The 21,771-nt window shown below is 56.1% G+C and carries 17 protein-coding genes and 1 tRNA gene; 3 read left to right on the forward strand and 15 right to left on the reverse strand.

What is annotated here, in order from left to right:
• Positions 1-132, reverse strand: a 132-nt coding sequence (locus tag BM035_RS12375) for a helix-turn-helix domain-containing protein (protein WP_139216039.1), incomplete at its 3' end; no start/stop codon positions are given.
• A gap of 96 nt (positions 133-228) precedes the next feature.
• Between BM035_RS12375 and BM035_RS12385 the strand changes: the two genes are divergently transcribed.
• Complete coding sequence (locus tag BM035_RS12385; protein ID WP_092032153.1) at positions 229-1,218, forward strand: toprim domain-containing protein; 990 nt, start codon at positions 229-231, stop codon at positions 1,216-1,218.
• Positions 1,215-3,116, forward strand: a complete 1,902-nt coding sequence (locus BM035_RS12390; protein WP_092032156.1) for a DUF927 domain-containing protein — start codon at positions 1,215-1,217, stop codon at positions 3,114-3,116. Before BM035_RS12385 ends, BM035_RS12390 begins: the two co-directional genes overlap by 4 nt.
• A 688-nt stretch (positions 3,117-3,804) precedes the next feature.
• Here BM035_RS12390 and BM035_RS12395 read toward each other — a convergent pair.
• A complete protein-coding gene (locus tag BM035_RS12395) occupies positions 3,805-4,731 on the reverse strand; it encodes a DUF5655 domain-containing protein (RefSeq protein WP_092032157.1) in 927 nt (308 codons plus the stop codon).
• Positions 4,732-4,787: 56 nt separating this feature from the next.
• Positions 4,788-5,018 (reverse strand): hypothetical protein, encoded by a 231-nt coding sequence (locus BM035_RS22795; protein ID WP_217646350.1) that lies wholly within the window; start codon positions 5,016-5,018, stop codon positions 4,788-4,790.
• 223 nt (positions 5,019-5,241) lie between these two features.
• Here BM035_RS22795 and BM035_RS23195 point away from each other — a divergent pair, with 223 nt between their 5' ends.
• Positions 5,242-5,445 (forward strand): hypothetical protein, encoded by a 204-nt coding sequence (locus tag BM035_RS23195; protein WP_368073266.1) that lies wholly within the window; start codon positions 5,242-5,244, stop codon positions 5,443-5,445.
• 39 nt (positions 5,446-5,484) lie between these two features.
• Here BM035_RS23195 and BM035_RS12410 read toward each other — a convergent pair whose 3' ends face one another.
• From BM035_RS12410 to fmt, 12 genes are all read right to left on the reverse strand, one after another.
• Positions 5,485-5,916 (reverse strand): hypothetical protein, encoded by a 432-nt coding sequence (locus tag BM035_RS12410; protein WP_092032164.1) that lies wholly within the window; start codon positions 5,914-5,916, stop codon positions 5,485-5,487.
• Positions 5,913-7,307, reverse strand: coding sequence for a restriction endonuclease subunit S (locus BM035_RS12415; RefSeq protein ID WP_092032167.1), 1,395 nt, complete (start codon positions 7,305-7,307; stop codon positions 5,913-5,915). The genes BM035_RS12410 and BM035_RS12415 overlap by 4 nt, the downstream gene beginning before the upstream one ends.
• Positions 7,307-8,926 (reverse strand): class I SAM-dependent DNA methyltransferase, encoded by a 1,620-nt coding sequence (locus BM035_RS12420; RefSeq protein WP_092032170.1) that lies wholly within the window; start codon positions 8,924-8,926, stop codon positions 7,307-7,309. Before BM035_RS12420 ends, BM035_RS12415 begins: the two co-directional genes overlap by 1 nt.
• Positions 8,927-9,074: 148 nt before the next feature.
• Positions 9,075-12,590 (reverse strand): type I restriction-modification system endonuclease, encoded by a 3,516-nt coding sequence (gene hsdR / locus BM035_RS12425; RefSeq protein WP_092032354.1) that lies wholly within the window; start codon positions 12,588-12,590, stop codon positions 9,075-9,077.
• Between the two features lie 231 nt (positions 12,591-12,821).
• A complete protein-coding gene (locus BM035_RS12430) occupies positions 12,822-13,622 on the reverse strand; it encodes a hypothetical protein (RefSeq protein WP_092032173.1) in 801 nt (266 codons plus the stop codon).
• Between the two features lie 540 nt (positions 13,623-14,162).
• A tRNA-Pro gene (locus BM035_RS12435) sits at positions 14,163-14,239 on the reverse strand.
• A gap of 35 nt (positions 14,240-14,274) precedes the next feature.
• On the reverse strand, positions 14,275-14,832 hold the full coding sequence (gene gmhB / locus BM035_RS12440; RefSeq protein WP_014578870.1) for a D-glycero-beta-D-manno-heptose 1,7-bisphosphate 7-phosphatase: 558 nt from the start codon (positions 14,830-14,832) through the stop codon (positions 14,275-14,277).
• A 28-nt stretch (positions 14,833-14,860) separates the two neighbouring features.
• A complete protein-coding gene (gene glyS / locus BM035_RS12445) occupies positions 14,861-16,942 on the reverse strand; it encodes a glycine--tRNA ligase subunit beta (protein WP_092032176.1) in 2,082 nt (693 codons plus the stop codon).
• Positions 16,943-16,944: 2 nt separating this feature from the next.
• Positions 16,945-17,970, reverse strand: coding sequence for a glycine--tRNA ligase subunit alpha (gene glyQ, locus BM035_RS12450; protein WP_092032180.1), 1,026 nt, complete (start codon positions 17,968-17,970; stop codon positions 16,945-16,947).
• A gap of 105 nt (positions 17,971-18,075) precedes the next feature.
• Complete coding sequence (gene trkA, locus BM035_RS12455; RefSeq protein WP_008176663.1) at positions 18,076-19,479, reverse strand: Trk system potassium transporter TrkA; 1,404 nt, start codon at positions 19,477-19,479, stop codon at positions 18,076-18,078.
• Complete coding sequence (gene rsmB / locus BM035_RS12460) at positions 19,476-20,777, reverse strand: 16S rRNA (cytosine(967)-C(5))-methyltransferase RsmB (protein WP_092032183.1); 1,302 nt, start codon at positions 20,775-20,777, stop codon at positions 19,476-19,478. Before rsmB ends, trkA begins: the two co-directional genes overlap by 4 nt.
• A gap of 1 nt (position 20,778) precedes the next feature.
• Positions 20,779-21,714 (reverse strand): methionyl-tRNA formyltransferase, encoded by a 936-nt coding sequence (gene fmt / locus BM035_RS12465; protein WP_092032186.1) that lies wholly within the window; start codon positions 21,712-21,714, stop codon positions 20,779-20,781.
• Between the last annotated feature and the right edge of the window lie 57 nt (positions 21,715-21,771).

A 21,771-nucleotide genomic window follows, 5' to 3' on the forward strand; every position in this document is an offset into this window, starting at 1 on the left:
GCGCAGGTATTCGCTCACGGTGGGACGGCTGATACCGCAGGCCGCCGCAACCTGACGGTTGCTCAGCCCTCGCTCCCACTTGAGGCGAAGGACTTCTTTGATCTTACGCATGGATAACCTCTTCGCTGGCATCTGACCCTCTCCGGATGAAAAGGGTCAGAGTACCGTTAGTTATCCCGCGTCGAACGTTTTGATGGGGAAGTCAGGCAGCCTGCCGGGGTGGCAGCTTTGCCGTGGAATCAGTGGCAGCTTTCGCGTGGAATGGGTGGCAGGCTTCGTCTGGAATCAGTGGCAACTTTGGTCTGGAATACGCACCATGAGGTCATTCGTTCACTATTTGCAACGCTCGAGCGCGCTGGAATTATTCCGGCCGATCCCAACGCCTTGCTGAATCAAATAGCTGATTGTCAGCTCATCCGATTCCCAACCGCTAACAAGCGCCGTAAAAAAAATGGCTACCTGATTGCGTTTTTTGAAGGAGAGGTGCCGAACGTGGTCGTGGCCGGTGATTGGTCCACGAACGCTCGAGTCACATGGAGTTCTGGGTATTCCGCTTTTCTCTCAAAGTCTGAGCGAGCTGCATTAGATGAAAAGATGCACCGTGCCCGGGAGGAGCGAAAGGCAGAACGACAAGCCGAGCAAGGCAGCGCTGCTGCTACCGCTTCTAAGATTTGGAACTCCGCTGAATCAGCCGAAGAAACTCACCCGTACCTTGTGCGAAAGCAAATTTCACCTGCCCGCGCGCGCCAGTCTGGGAACTCGTTAATTCTGGATGTGAGGGACTTCGATGGAAGGCTGAAGAGCTTGCAGTTCATTCATGCCAACGGCACCAAAAAGCTCTTGCCCAGAGGAGCAAAACAGGGCCATTTCATTCCAGTATGTGTACCCCAAACGCCATCTCAGATCTTGATCTGCGAAGGCTGGGCCACCGGCTGTACTCTGGCTGATTTATCCCCTGATGCTCTGGTTTTAGCAGCCGTGGATGCGGGAAACCTGAAAGCCGTAGCGACCGGTGCGCGCAATCACTGGCCTGATGCACATTTGATTATTTGTGGAGACGATGACCGAGAAACCCCCGGAAATCCTGGGGCCACCGCGGCGCGCGAAGCGGCAATTGCTGCCGGCGCCGAATATGCCCTGCCCTCCTGGCCCTCGGATGCGCCTACCTATCTTTCTGACTACAACGATCTGATTAATTGGTCAGGGAGGATCAAATGAAAGATAGGCACCTCGTTCATAAGGTAACAGAGGGGATGGAGGGGACGGTCAATGGAAACGCTAACTTAGGCGTTCCCCAGCCTCCAATTCGCGGGGATAGAGAGGGAACGGCCCCCTTTTCGGGTCAGCAGATCATCGAGCCGGTCTCACCCATGGTGCAGCCGCCGACCAACGTGTTGGAGCCGGAAATAGACCGGCCCTGCTTCAAAACCCATGATGATTGGTTTGCACTGAAGGGCTCTCGCAAGAAGCCTGGGCTCTACTGGCACGGCTACAAACCAACCAAAGGTGATGCGGCTCCGGAGGAGGTAGACATTTGGATCAGCTCGCCAATCCACGCCGAGGCAGAAACATCTGATGAGCTTGGAAGTGGGCACGGTTTGATGTTGCGGTTCTGTGATTCTAGAGGCACCTGGAAACGATGGGCCGCGCCGCTAGTAATGCTTAAGGGGTCCGGTGAGGAGCTGCGTGGGGAGTTGCTCGACAACGGGGTTCGAATCAATCCGAGAGCGCAGCGGCTATTGATAGAGTGGATGATGGAGCAGTACCCCAAGCACAGGATTGTTGCGGCTACTCGGACCGGATGGACGCGCGATAACACGGCTTTTGTGTTACCCGGGAAAACGATAGGAAATCATAAGTATTGCTTCCAATCCGAACACGCTGCACACGATGCCTACACCCGGCAAGGAAGTCTGAGCGAATGGAGAGAAAGCATCTCTGCATACTGCTCTGGCAATCCTTTGTTGATCCTTGCCGTCTCCTGTTCGCTGGCAGCGCCTCTGTTGCGAACGGTTGCGCAAAGGGAATCCGGCGGAGCCGGCTTACACCTACTGGGTGACTCCTCCAAGGGCAAGACAACAGCGTTGCAGGTTGCGGCAAGTGTATGGGGTAGTCCCGGCTATGTGCTGACATGGAGGGCCACCGGGAACGGGCTTGAAGCCACAGCTGCCGCGCGTAATGACACACTTCTCCCCCTAGATGAGATTAGCGAGAGCAATCCAAAAGAAATTGGTGCGGTGGTTTACGCTCTGGCTAACGGCCATGGTAAGCAAAGGGCGAGTAGAACAGGGGGTGCCAGAGAATCCCAGCGCTGGCGCGTCTTATTGCTGTCCAGTGGCGAGCGCTCGTTGGCGGCGCACATGGGCGAAGCCAATCAAAAAGCCAAAGCCGGGCAGCAGGCTCGATTGCTGGATATACCGGCGACCTCTCGTCGGTTTGGTTTATTCGATCACCTGCATGGCCATGGAACTCCAAGAGCTTTTGCTGACTACCTCAAACGGGCGACCGGTCGGTGCTATGGACTCATCGGCCCCGCTTTTGTCGAAGCGTTCCTCGAAGATAATCGTGATTTGAAAGAACGCTACGCAGAGGTATTAGAGGCCCCTGAGTTCGCCGGCAGAGATGGGCTTGAGTCGCGAGCAGCAGGAACGTTTGCGCTACTAGGAGTGGCTGGAGAGCTGGCGATCGATTATGGCCTGACGCTATGGAGTCAAGGTGATGCATTTAAAGCGGCCCTCGAGGCGTTCACCAGCTGGCGAGATAACCGTGGGTTCGGCCAGAACGAAGATAGTCAGATACTGGTGGCTGTAAGGGATTTCATTGCACGCCATGGCAGTGCTCGATTTTCATCTTGCGTAGAGACAGACGGAGGAACCGTCATACGAGACCGCGCAGGTTATTGGCGAGATGATCTGGGAGGTCGTGTTTATCTTTTTTTCAGTCATGGACTTCGAGAAGCGGCGAGCGGTTTTGATCTCAAGCGAATACTGCAGGCCTTGGATAATGCAGGTTGGATAGTCGAGCGTGAGAAGGGGAAAAATTCCAAAAAGATACGGATAGGTAATGACACTCCCCGCCTCTACTGGATCCGCCCGATAGAGGAGGCCGCAGAATGAGTGTTGATAGTTTGCTGCGAAGCCTGGGAGTTCAGCACACGCCCCCCCGGCCCCCAAGCCGAAACTAGTGAGGGGAGCCAAAAAGTCACCGAAACACAGAAGAGTACCCTTCATACCCCCGGTTCCCCGGGGTATGCGCCGAACTCCAAAAGCTCCAGGACGAATGACCCACAAGAGGTACTTGTTGAGGTCGCTCGGATTGTCAGAGGAGATTTGGATCTGTTACGACCACTATTTTCAGAGGATGATTTAGAGGCAATCGCAGTGGGTATTTATTCTGTTCCCCTGTTGGTTGCCTATGTGAGGCAGATGCAATTGGATGGGCATCCCATTGTTGATCCTTTTGTGCCCTTAAACCGACTTTTGGAAAGCGCAACGATGTTTGGGTTTTGCATGGGATCGCGGGGATCCGAATCGACCAGCGTATGGCGAGAAGCGCATGAAAGTTTTCTGAATCACACCATGGTGTGCGGAAACTGCCACGCGCCAAGGAGCAGATATTGTGCGATAGGGGCTCAGTTGCGGGGCAAGTACGAGGTGGAATACATCAACCGGCGACGAACCCACTAGCCAACCGGGGAAGTGTCGGTCGACACACTAAGGTTTTGCTAAGGGTTGTTTGGGCCAGCCGAAGTTACCTGCATCTTCGGATTGCTGTCTGCTGACACCGGTCCTTGAGAGCCATGTTTTAACTTTCTTGGTAGGCCTTGTCCACGAGTGGCCGAGCTTTTTCCCAATCGTCCGGGGTCCGGACATTTACCTCCAGATTCCCGGTCCCCCAGTGGCCGATGTGCGTGACATCCCGACTGAAGGGGCTTTCCTCCCCGAGGTTTCCAGGGAGCTTCAAGTACATCTGAAGACGAGGGTCTTTACCTGGTTGCACGACAATAGAAACAAAGTTCCGAATCCGTTTGAAGGCGGTATAGAGCTTCAACTCTTTGCGTTGGACTTCGTCTCCAAGTTGCTCCACGTATTGGCAAGCAGAATCGTAGAGGTCTAAAAGGGGTTTCGGGGCTTCTGTAAGACGCTCCTGCTGGCTCTTGTCTTTGGCGTTCGGTTTTAGGGGTTTCTTGCCGGTGGCCGGCGCAGTAAGTGGAGCTGCCTGATTCACGGTTTGCGCATTGACCAGTTCCAGTAACAAAAGCTCGTTGCCAAAGTAACGATAGCGCATCAGTTCAATATTGCGATTGATCTGCTGAACGGCGTGTTCGTCGTAGCGATTGAAGTCGGAGGCGATACAGACTAGTCGGGTTCCTCCCCATTCAATCGATTCCGCGGCTGACTTGCCAATCTTCTCCATCACGAGCCATTTGAACTCGGCTTGATGGTCGAGAAGCCAGTCCAAGTAAAACAGTCCCTGGTTGATCACGTTTTCGTTGCTGTGACGTTTGTATTCCACAATGACGGGGCAGCCGTTTTCATCCAGACCCAGTGAGTCGATCCGTCCTTTGTGGGTTTTCCCAGTACCATATTCGCTGGCCAAAAAGCGCACGCCAATGAGCGAATCCATGTTGGCCTCGATATGGTTTTGAAGGTCCTTCTCCAGCTGTGCGCTCTTACCACTCAGTTCGGTAGCGGTGTCGCCACTGAGCTGAAAAAGCTTTATATCGCTCATTCGCTGGTTCTCCCGTCTGGAAAGTATCTGCTGGCCTCTTGGCCGAGATGCTAGTTTCAGTCTCTGTTCCGGTCCTTCAGTGACTGCGTAAGACCCTTTGAGAAATCCAAGAGCGCCCCTTCAATTTCGGGATCCAAAAGCTTTGAAGCAGTGTATTGAGGAACAACCAGATTTGCCTTTTCAATTTCTGGCAGACGACGAATGACGTCGAGATAGTGCTCTAGCAGTTCAGGTTTCGTCGTGGGCCGGGTCAGTTCCTTCTTCAGACGTTCCTCGAAACGCTTCAAGTCTTCCTCATTGTCCGTGTCATTCAGTTCCCAGTGGAGTTGCCTGGCAAGCGACTTGCGGGACCAGCCGGCCCTCGCGATAAGTGACTCGATAATCTTTTGAAGCTCTAGTGTCCTCTCGGTCCCCATTTGTCCCCGACCCCCTATGTATCTTTTAAGTGTCCCAGCGGGGACACAAACCAATCATCAATGGAGAAATACCATGAAAAAGGCAAAAACCCCGATGTCGCCGGCCGCTGCTGCACGTATTCAGAGCGCAACCTCAAAACGACATGGTGGAACCACTCCCAAAGGCTCTTTCGCAGCGAAAGCACAATCCGCTGCATCGAGGAATACGGCTTCTAACGGTCAACGTCCACCTAATGGTCCAAGCACCACTGGCAATAAATCTGGTAAAGGGCGTGGCAACAATCGGCCATCTCGCTGATTAAGCTCGTTCGCACGCGGGGGCTTCTACGCCCCCGCTTCACCAGCATTCATAGACACTATTTTTGAGAAGGCCTTTAATCTCGGATTTCCTTTCTTCAATTTCTCCGTATGGCAGAGCTTCAACGGTTTTCCCAACGGCGCAAATACAAATCTCCTGCTTGGAATCATAGAGTTCCCTTGGTAGCGCGCCCAGGTCTCCATTTGTACAGGCATTGACCATGGCGTATTCCAGTTCTATGGGGTAGCGCTTGGATTCCAGGAAATTACGATCGACCAGACCATACCCAGTAAACCCGACGGTGAAAGCTAAGACCGCTGGCAGGGCTCCCTTTGCCCCATACTTATGACCAGTGATTGGCTTTTCGCATTTTTGGCATTCAACCCTGTGTCGCTGATCTAGCTCGTTGACGGCAGAGCAGGCGGGGCAATTTACCGTAACAGTTGTGGAACGCTCTATTTCCTGAGTCATGTTGCCGGAGTTTCCGTTTTCCTAGTTTTGGTGCGACGTCTTGCCGGTTGTTGTTTTGCCCGCTCAGTTTTGATTCTCTCCAGCAAAGCCTTCGCACTGTTCTCCCCGCTGATCAGGTCGGGGTTATCATTGCGCCATTGCTCGGTAAGTTCGCCCCGGAAGGCTTTGGCCAGGATGGACTGTGTGAGTTTGTTGATGCGGGTCAGGGCATTGTTAACCTGTTGTTCGATGCGGTCAGCGTGGGCGAACAGTTGGTCCACTCGGCGGACGATTTCGGCTTGTTCTTCCGGGGTAGGCCACTTGAGGTCTAATTGGCGAAACTTTTTTTGAGTCAGGTTCATGCCACTTTCGGAGATACCGGTCTTCAGGGTTTCGATCTTCTCAAGTACAGAAGGGCTGTTGAGCTGCAGCGCCAGAAATTTGCTACTGCCTTTTCCTTCAATGACTCTATAGCGATACACCTTGTCGCAAATCATCAGATTCCTCGATGTGCTACTGACGTAACAAGTGATACCACACCGCGATCTAGGCCCTGCTCTTGTCGTGAGTATGTCATTGGGCAACACACGTAAATTTGGCTTTACATCCAGGCTTTCCGGAAGTTTTTTATTTTCATTCTCAGCAAAGGTCATCGGGAGAACTGATGAGGTCTTTATAATCGCCCAGCTCTCATCAGTCGTAGGCTCATTGTGGCATTTTGGGCTCCACCCCTGATCAATGTTTCCAATTACGTTATCTACGACTGTTACCTCCCATGCCGGCAAACAAGCTCGGTTCCGCCACTCCTCCGTCAACCGCCCACTCACCGCCGCCGCCAACACGGACTGGCGGAAGCGTTTGAGGAGGTGCGGGATGAGTTCGAGGCGGGCTTTGGTGTTTTCCACCTGGGCCAGCAGAGTGTCGAGTTTGTCGGCGATGACTTTTTGTTCGGCGAGGGGGGCCAGAACGAATGGTGCAGCCACTCCATCCTTAGTCCCAAGCCGAGGCATATTTACGCCGTAACTGACTGCGTTGACGTAATTCAAGAAATCGCGGGTTCTAAGCCAATGAAACATGTATCGGTTGAGGACGAATGGCTCGGAATCCAGCGGGACGATCTCTGTGGTGCAAACTCCGTTAGTATCGGCAACAACCACTTTGTTGAGGTAGGGGCGCAGCTTGCCATATAGAACATTCCCCTTGTCAAAACGGTTTTTCGTACTTTTAAATGGTCTTTCTTTGGCCGTCTTCCGGCTGATTATTCGGGAACTTTCTTTCTCGACATCTTCCAGCTCCAAAACCCAGGTGTCATTAGTGACATCTGAGAGCTCGCATTTCTGGGTTTTGCCGTAGGAAACGACATCGCCAAGATGAATTTGAAGCCATTCATGGGGCAATTTGAGCTGAGCCATTACTTAACCTCACCCATCACTTCTCCTAACAGCACTCTCGCTCCATCAGCCTCCTCCTCAGCCCCCAATTCCCGCATCAACGCATCCAGCTCACCCAGCGCCTGCACCAGTTCACCCATCGCCTCACCGGCCAACACACTCGGCTCCGGCAGACTGGCGGCATCCAAACTCTCATTGTCTTTCAGCCACGAAATATCCAGCGAGTCGCCTTTGTGCTCTGCAATCCATTGGCGACTGAAGCTGCGCCAGCGGCTGTGGGCTAGGCGTGCGTCGACGCCTTCGTTCTCGTCGCTGTGCTCGGGCAGCTCAATGGCTTCGGAATGGAAGCTGTATTCGCCTTCTTTGCGTTCGCTGTCGCCGTTGGCACTTTCGCCATACACGCTTTCAAACGGCTTCAGGTGCTGGTCGCCAAAGGGAGTACGTTTGCCGAAGCTGGGCATGTTGGTGCGCAGATCGTAGACCCAGACGTATTCGGTGCAGTTCTCTTCCTGGTGCTTGTCTGCCGCGCTACCTTTGGTGAAGAACAGCACGTTGGTTTTCACGCCCTGGGCGTAGAAGATGCCTGTGGGCAGGCGCAGGATGGTGTGCAGGTTGCACTTGTGCATCATGTCCCGGCGCACGTCGGTGCCGACGCCAGCTTCGAACAGGACGTTGTCTGGCAGTACCACGGCGGCGCGTCCACCGGGCTTGAGGTTACGGTAGATGTGCTGCAAAAAGGCCAGCTGTTTGTTGCTGGTTTTGTAGGTGAGGTCGTCCCGGGTGATGCTGGCGTCGCCGCCTTTGCTGGTACCGAAGGGCGGGTTGGCGAGGATCACATCGGCCTTTTCCAGCCTGGCGCCGGTCTGGCCCAGGGCGTTCCCAAGGTGTACCACGCCCTCCTCGTCGCCTTCCATACCATGTAGCAGGCAGTTCATCAGCGCTAGGCGCCGCGTTCCGGGTACAAGTTCGATTCCAACAAAGGCTCGGTTGCGTTGAAACGCTTGCTGCTGGGCGTTGAGGTCGAACAGATCATCTGTCTGGTCTTTGATGTATTGATCGGCCGCAATCAGGAAGCCCGCCGTGCCAGCTGATGGGTCCTGAATGGCTTCGCCAGGCTGCGGTTTCAGACAACGCACCATGGTATTGATTAGAGCCCTCGGCGTGAAATACTGACCTGCACCCGACTTAGTTTCATTGGCGTTCTTCTCCAAGAGGCCCTCGTAGAGATCCCCGAGACCGTCTTTCTGGGCGCTGAACCAATCAATCTGATCCAGAGCCTTAATCATCTGTTCCAGGTGGCGTGGCTCACGCAGGCGGGTTTGAGCGTCTGAATAGATGGCGCTGATCAGCGGGTCGTCATGGATCAAGTTGCCCTCGCCGTCCTTGCCGGTGGACAGACTGAGGAGAATCCGTTTGTAGTCGTCCAGCAGAGTGATGCCTGACTTGTTGTTCAGATCTGTCCAGCGACACCCCTCGGGCAGGGGATGTCTCTTCAGTGTGCCGGCCTCCGTGTTCTCGTGCACCATCTTGATGAAGAGCAGTAGTACCAGTTCAGTCACGTAATCCGAGTAATTGATGCCATCGTCGCGCAGGACGTCACATAGGTTCCAGAGTTTCTGGACGATATCGTTGTTGGTCACTATTGGTCCTTTGGAGGTGTTTCAATTCGTCTATGTATAGAAAAAACCGAAATCTTTGCACATTGTGAGGGACCTGTTAAGAAAGCACGGTTTTCTTCACTGGTCGCGGTAATCTTCTCGGCAATTGCTATGATTGAGGCTTGCGCCGTCATGCACTCTGCTCCGGCCACATCGCATCTCCGAGCTCCTCCAGTACATCATCCAGCTGGTCTCCCAATATCTTATCGAGCTGCTTGGCTCCACCCTGGAACGCGGGTAATTGATTGACGGTCTCGCGGTCGATAATCACTTCATGGGTCAATTGCTTGGCGAGGCGATCCAGCCATTTGCGCTGAGCCGGTGTCCACGGATGTTGGGAGTAAATTCGATCCATTGCTTCCGCCACACGCTGTTCGAAGGGTTTTAGTGGCTCACCAAGCGCCGCCCGCCGGATATGGCCAATGATGCTGGCGGCGATGTCCTTGCTGGTTTGGTTACGTACAGCGCTTTGCAGCTTTGCTTCGGAATATCCATGGTTGTCCAACAGCAATTTAACCTCGCGAAGCTGCTCACGGGTAAGGTCTCTGGGCTTGTTGACGACTACAGATAGTGCAACAGATTGGTTGAGTTGCTCCCGGATAAACTGATTGAAGCTGTCCAGATAGTCCTCCGGACGATCGTGGATACCATAACTTTGGGTTCGTTCCCTTATTTCGTCTTCGTGTTCGGAGATCACGGGCATGTACTCACTGCCAGCCAGTGATTTCACTTCGGTCAGTTGATCGACTAGTCCGCTGTGTTCGCGAATGAATTCAGACGCCTGGCGTGGACCTAGTTTGTGTAGATATTGATGCAAAGATTTTGGTTCCACGCCCCAGAGCTGTTCGAGCTCGTCCAGTTTCTGCTTCAGCGCTGGTTTTTTTTCTGCCTTATTTTCCGCTTTGCGCAGCACACGCATCAATTTCTGGCTCAACTGGCTGAGTACTACATCTGCTTGGGTTTCGCCTTCCTGCTCGCCGGGGTTGTTCATGGCGGTTTCTAGCTGGTGCTCGTCGGTGAGTTCGTCTACCAGTTGCTCCAAGGTAATGTTTGGGTCTCTCACCAGAGGCTTCATGGTGTTCACATCTTGAAGAGCCGCATAGATGTCCACCGGATCATAGATGCGGAACACGGTTTTGCCGATCTCGTCGCAGCGACGGGTAGCGCGACCAATCATCTGCTCATACAGGATTCGAGAACGCACTCTGCGCATAAACACAAGATTGCAGATGCGGGGGACATCGATGCCGGTCGTGAGCAGATCTACGGTGACGGCGATACTTGGGTAACGCTCGTTCTTGTAGCGTCGTATTAGCTGTCCTACCTTGTCGCTTTGACCGGTGATCTTGGCAACGGCGGCCTGATTATAGTCGCCGTTATAAAGATCCTTGAAAGCGTCATCGAGCAGTCGCTTCACCATATCGGCGTGCAGGTCAGTCGCACAGAAAATCATGGTTTTCTCGTCGCCGAACGGATCGAGTTCCTGAACCAGTTGCTCGCAGATCACGCGGTTGAAGTTTTCGTTGATGACTCGGCGGTTGAAGGTGTCGACCTCGAAGGTTAGCTCATCCTCAAGTTCGGTCGTATCGATTTCACCGGTTTGAGTGTTGATGACTTCAACCGGTTTCCCTTTCTCAAACTGGATCCCGTTCTGTGTTAGGAGTGTCTCGTAACGGATTGGTGGTTCGTGGTCGATCAGCCAGTCGTCCGCGACCGCCTCGCGGTATGAGTAGGTGTACACCGGCTTGCCAAAAATTTCGCTGGTGTGTTTGGCAGGGGTCGCCGTCAGCCCGATTTTGACCGCATCGAAATAATCCAGAACCCGACGATAGCTGGAGATGTACTGGCTGCTGTCCCGGGTGGCCAACTCGCCTTCCGTCATCTCCTGATCCAGCGTATAGCCTCTGTGGGCTTCGTCGATAATGATGCAGTCGAACTGATCGATGGGAGGCGGCTCGTCACTCATGAATATGCGTTTGACCATGGCCTGAACGGTCGCGACCTGTACCCGTGTTTCAGCCTCTGCCGCCATGTCGCCGAGTTCTGCAACGTTGTAGATCTTGCTCAGAGTTTGATTCTGCTCCAGTGGCGCTTCGTTGAATGCGTCGATGGCCTGCTGGCCAAGAGCAGTGCGGTCGACGAGGAAGAGAATTCTGCGGAAGCGTTCGGTTTTCAGGAAGCGGTACATCAGACCGATGATAGTTCGCGTCTTGCCGGTTCCGGTCGCCATGGCTAGTAGGCCTGACCTAATACCCTGGGCAAGCGCATTTTCGGTAGCCGTGATCGCTTTCTGTTGGTAATCCCGCAATTTCAGGTAACCGAAGGGCTCATGCTTCAGGAGCTTCTCGGCGTTTTCCTTATCGCGCTCCAATAGATCCAGCAAGCCTCCTGGAGTGTGGAAACCCGGCAGAGCTCGCTTTGTGTTGCTGGATTCTCTAACGTCCCGGAACCAGGTGCCAGACTGTTCGGCCAGTTGCGGTATGAAGGGCCTGCCATTGCAGGAGTAAACAAAAGGCAACATGTAGTGGCCTTCCTCATCGGCGGGCCAAGCGATGGTCCGACCTGTCAGCTCCCAGGCTCCGACTAAAGGCATCTCAACCTTGAAGCCTTTGCTATAGCGTTCGGCTTGCCGGATTTTGCCTGAGACATTGGTGTTTTCCTTTTTGGCTTCCACCACGGCAATTGGTGTCAGGCCTGCGAAAAGGACGTAGTCTGCGCGCCCCTTACTGCCCTGGATTTCGGTAGGCCACTCTGCAATCGCCCGATTCACCCCTTTCTCGGGCCTTGCGCCTTTTTGGTACGTGATTTCCTGGCTGTCAGCTTCCCAGCCGGCCTCCGCCAGCTGCTGGTCGATCAGTATCCGGGTGAGTTCTTCGTTCAAGACCAGTGCAGCGCTGGCGGCTTTGGTCTGCTTGGCCACTTGCTGGCGTTGTTCGTTAACGGATTTTTCGCCCTGCTGCGTCAACTGATCCTGAAGAGCTTTAATTTTTTGTTCGTAGTCTTGCTGCTGTTTGTCGAGGGCTTGCTCGTGTTCGCGTGCCTGGTCCGCCAGGGCCCGCGATTCCTCGTCCATAGCGTGGGCCAGGGCTTCATACTCCGCCTTCTCTTTTTCAACTAACTCTGTCAGTTGCTGGCTGCTACCCAGCTCCATGTTTGCTTGATGAAGCTCATGGCGCAGCTTCTCAATATCTGTCTGGAGTAGTCGCAGTTCGCTACTGGGGTCGGATGGTGGAACAAAAGGACCGGGCTTGAAGTCCGCACCTTTTTTCCCGAAAGATCTGTGAAACCAGATCGCCAGCTCCCTAGCCAGCTTCAGACCATCCATCGCTTCTTTATGACGGGTACGGAATTGGTGGGTCGCCTTGTTGCCCTCTATGCGTAGGGTATGGAAAAGCTCTTTAACCTGAGGCTCCAGGCGAAGTTCGCGATTCAGACGATAGAGCAGATCGGACTGGCTGGTTTGTTCATCGAAGACAATGCCAGAAAGGGCAGCAAGATGCTGTGCCAGCGCCTCGCCCAATTGGCGGAGTTTGATTAGTGTGGTGTTGGGGTCGCTTGAAAAGACTCGTTCTGCTGATTCGGCGAGATCTACAAAGAGAGGATCGTGCTCGGCTAGAAAGCCGAAGTTGTGAGATGAGTGCTCCATTTCGAAATCCACTGTATCCCTCCATTACAGCAAAGACCAAACATTAGCAGACTTACTAAAAATCGCGAAACCGATGACGCGTAGTGCAGAAGGTCGAAGCTCGTAAGATAAAAAATTCTCGCTAACGAATATGAAAAATAGCGTTCTCAGGATCTCTTTCGAGGTGAATTGACCTAACAAGTTTGTAGCGGGGGAAAGTCAGCCTGGAAGCGATGAAGTTAAAACAGTCTATTATTCGCTGCTGGGAGCCGGTTGGTTATCGTCCCGATTTGAGACGTTAGCTTGTTTTTCGTTTGAAGAGTTTGCTTGAGGATCGGGGTTTTGCTTTCCGATCTCTTGTTGTTGGTCCCTTTGCCCATTGGCAGAAGTCTCAGGCCAATTCGAGATGAACCCAAGAGTAGTGAGAATGACACCGATTAGAGCTACAGAGAAAGCGGCTTTCCACCTTCTGGTTTTCGTTCTCTCTCCTGCCAGGTGTTTATTTAGTTCTGTCCTGGCAACTTTGAGCTTCCGATTGATCTGCTTAAGCTCCTTAAGATGAGACTCGGCGTCTTCATAATAGGCCTCGCGATCAGGAGCTTTTTCGTTTTGACCGAGCTTCTCCTTAATCCCCTCTACGCGCTCCATAAGTTCAACGTAATCCGGAAGAGCATTTGTTACTGGAACCAAACTATAGTCTCGCTCGAAATCGATGACTTGTTCGAGTTCATTAATCAAGCCGAGCTCGATTGCGTCGTAACTAGCGCGTCTGCAATGTCGAACGCCCTTGTTGAATTCTTGAAGCTGAGCATGGAGATCTGTGGTTTCAAGAGCGTTTATCAGGTGAAAGCCGGCGTAGCGGAGCTCATTGATGGTTGGAATGTCTAGCCGAAGGTCGTCCCACTCAGCTGTCTTCAGGAGATTTTCAGCTTGCCGGAATTCAGCTACTAATGACCAAAAAGTACCCGCATTTTCTTCGACTATTAGCGGGGTATGGCGGGTATGGACCTGGGGATCCTGAGGTGATTGCGCTTCTTTCCCGTGTTCCGTCACAAGTATGTTCTTCTTTCGTAGAGACAAAAAAGGCTGGTCAACTTACCAGCCTTTTCTCAAACTGACTTGGTTCGAGTTATGCGAATTTGAAACCGAGGACTCGTTTCCTGCGCTCACTCTTTTCCTTCTCAGTTACAAAACGCTGGTTTTGTAGGCTTACATTACCACGAGAGTATTGTGCTACCAGTGCTTTGTTCCGATCTTTTTTTGCGCACTCGTCTTGGCGATGCTGCCAGAACATGACGTGCCTCCAGCGTTTGGCTGATTAAAAATTGGCGTAGGATTGTATCTATTAGCTTTTGTTGCGTCAATGCATAAGACAAGCATGTCTTGCAACCATCTTTAGACGCTCTTGGGCCCAAAGTCAATTATTACTTGAGTAGTGCAGGTTGGCTTTTGGTCTAACGTATACAAAAATTGGAACGGACTCTGGCTGGTATGAGAATTTCCAATTTTGGTGGCAATACGGTGGCTGGTCAGTTTCTTTGCGGTCGAGGCTAAAGAGTCGGACTTTTAACCATCTGATTTTTGAGGGATATTTGGTCGGCGTGGCAGGATTCGAACCTGCGACCCCTTCGTCCCGAACGAAGTGCGCTACCAAGCTGCGCCACACGCCGATCAACGGCCGGTATTATACGGATTCGCTTTGGTTTTACCAGCCCTCGGCGGATAAAAGGGCATCCGTAAATTTGCTGAGATTATCGTAGATACTGACATCGGCGCCGGGTATGGGTCTGGCGTCCAGATGGCGTTCGGTGTCCAGTCCATTACCGGTTCTCACCAGTACCGGACGACACCCTTCGGCGTGGCCGGCTTCCAGGTCCTTGCGGCTGTCTCCCACCATGATGACCCCTTCAAGGCTGGCGAGATGAAAATGCTCGCGGATCTGCTCCAGCAAGCCGGTGAGTGGCTTGCGGCAGCAGCACTGGTCGTCGGGGTGGTGGGGGCAGTAGGCAATGAAGTCGATGCAGCCACCCTGGGCTTCCACCAGCTGCTCGAGCTTCTCGTGCATGGCATCCAGCTCATCGGTGTCGTAGTAGCCGCGGCCGATGCCTGACTGGTTAGTGGCGATGGCAATGCGATGGCCGGCAATACAGAGCCGGGCCACCGCCTCAACGCTGCCGGGAATGGGGTGCCATTCATCCGCCGAGCAGATGTAGTTGCCATCGTACTCGTTGATGACCCCGTCCCGGTCGAGAATGATCAACATCGCTGTGCGCGTGCCCCTTGGTCCGGTCTCAGCCTGCTGTGGGCAGCAGGGAGATATCCGCAACGCGCAGGAACAGGTTGCGCAGGCGGTTCAGCAACGCCAGCCGGTTGTTCCTTACCGCCTCGTCGTCGGCCATGACCATCACTTCATCAAAGAAGTTGTCCACCGGTGCACGCAGGCTGGCCAGGGAACTCAGGGCACTGGCGTAGTCGCCGTTCTCGAACAGCGGCAGAACCTTCGCGGCCTGTTGGTCGACCTGCTCGGCGAGGGCCTTTTCGGCGCTGTCCTGCAGCAGGCTGGCGTCGACCGTTTCGCCGATGCTGTCGCCACCCTGTTTGGTCAGGATGTTAGAAACCCGCTTATTGGCGCCGGCCAGGGCCTGCGCTTCGGGCAGCTGCCGGAAGGCTTCCACCGCTTTTACCCGGCGGTCGAAATCCAGCGGGCGGGTCGGACGGCGGGCGTGAACGGCCAGGTAGACCTCGGCGCCAATGCCCTGCTCGTCGTAGTGGGCACGGAAGCGCTCCAGCATATAGTCCACCACGGTGCTGGCGGTGTTCTGCTCGGTCAGCACGGTGAAGTTCTCTTCGGCCCACTCGCAGCAGGTTTGCAGGTCCAGCGGCAGTTCGCGCTCGATGATAATGCGCAGCACCCCGAGGGAGGCCCGGCGCAGGGCGAACGGGTCCCGTGTGCCGGATGGCGGCTGGTTGATGCCGAACAGGCCCACCAGGGAGTCCAGACGGTCCGCGATGGCGATGGCACAGCCGGTCAGGGTTGTTGGCAAATCGTCGCCAGCGAAACGGGGCATGTACTGTTCGTTCAGTGCCTTGGCCACGTCTTCCGGTTCGCCGTCATTGGCGGCGTAGTATTGGCCCATGATGCCCTGCAGGTCGGTGAACTCCAGGACCATTTCGGTGACCAGGTCGGTCTTCGCCAGCATGGCGGCGCGCTCGGCGAGGGCCGGATCACTGCCGATGGCGTCGGCGATTTTCTTGGCCAGTGCGGCAACGCGCACAGACTTGTCGTAGATACTGCCCAGTTTTTCCTGGAACACGATGGGCTTGAGGGCGTCGATGCGATCCTCGAGTTTGGTCTTCCGGTCGGTCTCGTAGAAGAACGCGGCATCGGAGAGCCGGGGCCGGATCACTTTCTCGTTACCGGAAACAACCTGTGACGGGTCCTTGCTTTCGATGTTTGCCACGGTGATGAACAGCGGCAGCATTTCCCCGTCGGCGGCCACCACGTGGAAGTACTTCTGGTGTTCCTTCATAGAGGAAATCAGGGCCTCCGCTGGAACCTCAAGGAACCGTTCCTCGAATCGGCCCATCAACGGCACTGGCCACTCGTTGAGCGCGGTGACTTCGTCCAGCAGGTCCTCATCGATGACGGCCTTGCCACCGGCTTCCTTCTCGGCCAGCTCGGTGACGCCGGCGCGAATCTGTTCCCGGCGCTCGGCGAAATCGGCAATCACATAGCCTTCCTGCTTGAGGACGACTTCGTAATCACCCGGCGTAGGTACGATCAGGGATTTCGGGCAATGGAAGCGGTGACCGCGGGTCTTGTTGCCCGGAGTCAGGCCCATGATGGGCGCCTCGATCACCTTGTTGCCGAACAACATTACTACCCAGTGGACCGGACGCACGAACTCGGTACGGTGGCCACCCCAGCGCATGCGCTTGGGAATCGGCAGGCCGGCCAGGGATTGCTCCACCAATTCTGGCATCAGCTCTACGGTGGGCTTGCCCTGCTCGACCGTGCGGTAGACCACCCAGGCACCCTTGTCGGTTTCCAGGGTGTCGAGCTGGTCCGGGGTTACGCCCAGAGAGGTGGCAAAGCCGGTCAGCGCGCGGGTCGGATTGCCAGCGTCGTCGAATGCCGCCTTGACGGCAGGGCCACGTTTTTCAACCGACTTGTCCGGCTGGGAGTCAGCCAGATCCCGGATCCGCACGGCCAGGCGGCGCGGAGCGGCAAAGGCTTCAACCTTGCCGAATTCGATGCCCGCTTCTTCCAGGCCCCGGGCAATGCCCTGGGTGAAGGCGTCAGACAGCGGCTTGAGGGCCTTGGGGGGCAGCTCTTCGGTGCCCAGTTCGACCAGAAAATCCTGTGTTGCCATGGTTATGCGTTCCCCTGTTCCTGCTGTGCCTTCTTCGCTTTCTTGCCCTTCTTGCTTTTCGCCTTGTCGTCGGCGGCCTCAGCGGCGGCAAGGACTTCCTTGCGCAACGCCTCGGGGGCGAGCGGGAAGCCAAGCGAGCGACGGCTGTTGAAGTACGCCTGGGCGACGGCACGGGCCAGGGTGCGAACCCTCAGGATGAAGCGCTGACGCTCGGTAACCGAGATGGCGTGGCGGGCGTCCAGCAGGTTAAAAGTATGGGAGGCCTTGAGAACCTGTTCATAGGCTGGCAGGGCCAGGCCGGCTTCGATCAGCCGTGCGCTCTCCCGCTCGTGAACATCAAAGCTATGAAACAGGAACTCGGTGTCAGCGTGCTCGAAGTTGTAGGTGGACATCTCCACTTCCTGTTGGTGAAACACGTCACCGTAGGTGACCACACCGTCCGGTCCCTCGGTCCAGACCAGGTCGTACACGCTGTCGACGCCCTGCAGGTACATGGCGATCCGCTCAAGCCCGTAGGTCAGTTCGCCGGTCACCGGGAAGCATTCCAGGCCGCCAACCTGCTGGAAGTAGGTGAACTGGGTCACTTCCATGCCGTTCAGCCAGATTTCCCAGCCCAGACCCCAGGCGCCCAGCGTCGGGGACTCCCAGTTGTCTTCCACAAACCGGATGTCGTGAACCAGCGGGTCCAGCCCCAGCGCCCGCAGGGAATCCAGGTACAGTTCCTGGATGTTGTCCGGTGATGGCTTCAGAACCACCTGGAACTGGTAGTAATGCTGCAGGCGGTTCGGGTTCTCACCGTAACGGCCGTCGGTAGGACGGCGGCTGGGCTGAACGTAGGCGGCGTTCCAGGTTTCCGGCCCGATGGCACGCAGGAAGGTGGCCGGGTGGAACGTGCCGGCACCCACTTCCATGTCCAGTGGCTGGAGGACCACGCAGCCATGCTGCGCCCAGAAATTCTGCAGAGCCAGGATAAGGCCCTGGAAGGTCCCGATATCCGGAGTTGTCTGTTTCGTTGCCTTGTCTGTCACGACGGTTGCCTGCTGATCAGTCTGTGTGTGGCGCCCCGGTTGTCCTTCGGGGCGCTCCGAAAAAAGAAAGGCGCATTATACGCGTGCTGGCTGTGTATTTCTAAGTCAGAAGAAGGTGAGACCCACCTGGAACAGTTTTTCCACATCCCGGATGCGGGTTTTGTCCACCAGGAACAGGATTACGTGGTCGTCCGGCTGGATCCGGAGGTGATCGTGGGCGATCAGAACTTCGTTGCGGCGCACGATGGCGCCGATGGTGGTGCCTTCTGGCAGGTTGATTTCATCAAGCCGTTTACCGACCACTTTCGAAGACCTGTGATCCCCGTGGGCAATCGCTTCGATTGCCTCCGCTGCGCCCCTGCGCAGTGAGTGAACGTTCACAACATCACCCCGGCGAACGTGGGTCAGAAGGCTGCCAATGGTGGTCTGCTGGGGCGAGATGGCCACGTCGATGTCGCCCCCCTGAATCAGATCCACGTAGTCCGGATTGTTGATCAGGGTCAGGACCTTGCGGGCGCCCAGGCGCTTGGCCAGAAGCGACGCCATGATGTTGGCTTCATCATCGTTGGTCACTGCGCAGAACACATCGGTACTCTCGATGTTCTCTTCCAGCAGGATATCCTTGTTGGCGGCGTTACCCTCCAGAACCACGGTCTTACGCAGGTTCTCCGAGAGCATGACGCAGCGCTCGTGGTCCCGCTCCAGCAGTTTGACCTGGTACCGGTTCTCGAGGGTATGGGCAAGCCGCTGACCGATATTGCCGCCCCCGCAGATGAAGATGCGCTTGTAGGGTTTGACCAGGGGTTGGAGTTCGCTCATCACCGACTTGATGTGGTCGCCGGCGGCAATGAAGAACACCTCGTCCCCGTCTTCAATCACCGTGTTGCCCTCGGGCATGATCGCCCGGTCTTTGCGGAAGATGGCCGCCACCCGGGTATCGATCTTGGGCATGTGGGTGCGCAGGTAAGACAGCTCATGGCCCACCAGCGGGCCACCCTTGGTGGCACGGATGGCCACAAGGCGGGTCAGGCCCTTGGAAAACTCCAGTACCTGGAGGGCGCCGGGGTTCTCGATCAGTCGGGTGATGTGTTTGGTCACCAGGTGTTCGGGGCTGATCAGAACATCAATGGGAAAGCCCCGCAGGCTGTCGAGGTCCTTGGTCTGGTCGCGCTGGTAGAAAAGTTCGGATTTCGCCAGATAGGCGTTGGCTCGTACCCGGCATATGGTGGTCGGGGTCTTGTACAGCAGTTTGGCCACCTGGCAGGCGACCATATTGGTTTCGTCACTGTTGGTGACGGCAATCAGCATGTCGGCGTCTTCGGCTCCGGCCTGTCGCAGTGCCGTGGGATAGGACGCCGCGCCCTGAACGGTGCGGATGTCGAGCCGGTCCTGCAATTCGCGCAATCGGGCACCATCGCTGTCGATGATGGTGATGTCGTTGGCTTCGTTGGCAAGGTTTTCGGCAAGGGTACCGCCGACCTGGCCGGCACCGAGAATCAGGATTTTCATGGTTCGGGTTTCTCCAGCACGGCGTAGAAGAAGCCGTCATGGCTGTCCGGATCCGGGAGCAGTTGCCGCCCCGCACCCATATCGCGTCCCCATTGAGCCTCCGGCTCAACGAGAATGGCATCGGTCTGCTGCTTGCAAAACCGCTGAATTATACGGTGGTTTTCCTGCGGGAACACCGAGCAGGTGGCATACACCAGCCGGCCTCCGGGTTTCAGGATAGCCCACATTGCGTCCAGCAACCCGAGTTGTATGGCCGCCAGGGGGGTAATGTCCGATTCACGGCGCAATAACTTGATATCAGGGTGGCGGCGAATCACGCCGCTGGCGCTGCAGGGCACGTCCAGCAGAATGCGATCGAATGCCTCGCCGTCCCACCATTGGTCGGTCGCAGCCGCATCCGCCTGTTTCAGGGTGGCGTTGAGATCAAGTCGGTCCAGATTCTCCTGAACCCTGGGCAGGCGATCAGCGGATTCGTCGATGGCGACCACTTCTGCCAACTTGCCACAGCCCTCCAGAATCGCGCAGGTTTTGCCGCCGGGAGCGGCACAAGCATCCAGGACCCTCTGGCCAGGCGCCAGGTCCATCAGGGTGGTACACAATTGTGCGGCCTCATCCTGCACGCTGACAGCGCCATCGGCGAACCAGGGCAGCCGGTCGACTGGAACCGGAGTGGCCAGTTGAATGCCGTGGGGTGCGAAGCGCGTTGCCTTTGCCTCGATGCCGGCCTCAGCCAGCAGGCCAAGATACTCATCCCGGGCAAAACGGAGGGCATTTACCCGCAGGGTCATGGGGGCCTGGGCATTGTTGGCGTCGAGAATGTGCTGCCAGTCTTCCGGCCAGTTGTGGCGGAGCTTTTCCACCATCCACACCGGGTGGCTGAACCTGGCGGCATCGTCTGCCGGTTCTTGTGCGCCTTCCCGCTCCGCGGCCCTGAGGACACCATTCACCAGCCCGGTCAGATGGGGTTTGTCCAGGGCGCGACTGGCTTCAACGGTTTCATTGAGAACGGCGTAATTGGCCTGTTGGCTGAAGCGCAACTGGAACAGGGCAACCAGCATCAGGTGATGGATGATGCGGTCGGGCTTGCGCAGAGGTTTTTTCAGCCGGCTGTTAAGCTCGCCGTCCAGGCGGTAAAACCAGCGGCAGGTGCCGTAACAGAGCGCCTGGAGAACCGGGCGTTCATTGGCGGGCAGGCGGTTGAGTGCGGGCGGCAGGCACTGGGACAGGGACTGGCCATTCTCCACGGAAAGCATCACACCCGCGGCGATGGCGCGCATGGGGTGTTGTCGGTCGCCCATCTCAGCGCAGCTCCTGGCCGGGCATGAGCAGTTCCTTGCCGCCATTGATCAGGTCGTTCACGCTCTGGGCGCGGGAGCCCGGCAGCTGGAGACGGGTGATGCGCAGGGTGCCGTTGCCGCAGGCAATGTCGATCCCGTCCCGGTCCCGTTGTACTACGGTGCCGGGGAAAGCGTCGCTGGCGGTAACCAGGGCATGGGCTTCGTGAATCCGGATGCGTTGGTCACCCAGATCGGTGTAGGTTCCGGGCCAGGGGTTAAAGGCGCGAACCAGCCGTTCAATCGCTATGGCATCTGCGGCCCAGTCAATATGGCCTTCAGTCTTGCTCAGTTTGCTGGCGTAGCAGGCCAGCTGGTCGTTCTGGAATTCCCCGGTGAGTTCGCCCTTCTGAAGAAGCTCCAGGGCCTTGATGATGGCCTGGCCTCCGAGTTCAGCCAGGCGGTCATGGAGACTGCCGCCGGTGTCGTTGTCCTCGATGGTGGTCAGGGATTTCAACAGCATGGCGCCGGTATCCAGGCCCTCGTCCATCTGCATGATGGTGATGCCGGTTTCCGCATCGCCTGCCGCTATGGCCCGCTGAATAGGTGCGGCGCCGCGCCAGCGTGGCAGCAGAGAGGCGTGGATGTTCAGGCAGCCGTGGGTTGGAATGTCCAGAACCGCCTTCGGCAGGATCAGACCGTAGGCCGCGACAATCATCACGTCCGGATTCAGATCGGCCAACTGCTTCTGGGCGTCGGGCGTTTTCAGTGTTTCGGGCTGGAAGACCGGGATCCCGTGGTCCAGCGCCACCTGCTTGACCGGGCTGGGCTGCAGCTTTCGGCCGCGACCGGCGGGCCGGTCCGGCTGGGAATAAACGCCAACGATGGTGTGGCCGGCGGCAATCAGTGCTTTGAGCGCGGTTGCCGCGAAATCCGGGGTGCCAGCAAAAACAAGTCGCACGGTGTTTTGATCTCTGTTCCGTTGTAATACGAAAAGACCGGGTCATGACCCGGTCCG

Origin of the sequence: Marinobacter sp. DSM 26671 (assembly GCF_900112835.1) — a bacterium.
GTDB lineage: Bacteria > Pseudomonadota > Gammaproteobacteria > Pseudomonadales > Oleiphilaceae > Marinobacter > Marinobacter flavimaris.

Bases quoted from the DNA above. Each gene is read 5' to 3' on its own strand.
- glyS (WP_092032176.1), bottom strand. From the start codon at position 16,942: ATGGCAACACAGGATTTTCTGGTCGAACTGGGCACCGAAGAGCTGCCC.
- BM035_RS12410 (WP_092032164.1), bottom strand. From the start codon at position 5,916: ATGACTCAGGAAATAGAGCGTTCCACAACTGTTACGGTAAATTGCCCC.
- hsdR (WP_092032354.1), bottom strand. From the start codon at position 12,590: ATGGAGCACTCATCTCACAACTTCGGCTTTCTAGCCGAGCACGATCCT.
- BM035_RS23195 (WP_368073266.1), top strand. From the start codon at position 5,242: ATGTCGCCGGCCGCTGCTGCACGTATTCAGAGCGCAACCTCAAAACGA.
- rsmB (WP_092032183.1), bottom strand. From the start codon at position 20,777: ATGGGCGACCGACAACACCCCATGCGCGCCATCGCCGCGGGTGTGATG.
- BM035_RS12395 (WP_092032157.1), bottom strand. From the start codon at position 4,731: ATGAGCGATATAAAGCTTTTTCAGCTCAGTGGCGACACCGCTACCGAA.
- BM035_RS12390 (WP_092032156.1), top strand. From the start codon at position 1,215: ATGAAAGATAGGCACCTCGTTCATAAGGTAACAGAGGGGATGGAGGGG.
- BM035_RS12415 (WP_092032167.1), bottom strand. From the start codon at position 7,307: ATGGCTCAGCTCAAATTGCCCCATGAATGGCTTCAAATTCATCTTGGC.
- gmhB (WP_014578870.1), bottom strand. From the start codon at position 14,832: ATGTTGATCATTCTCGACCGGGACGGGGTCATCAACGAGTACGATGGC.
- trkA (WP_008176663.1), bottom strand. From the start codon at position 19,479: ATGAAAATCCTGATTCTCGGTGCCGGCCAGGTCGGCGGTACCCTTGCC.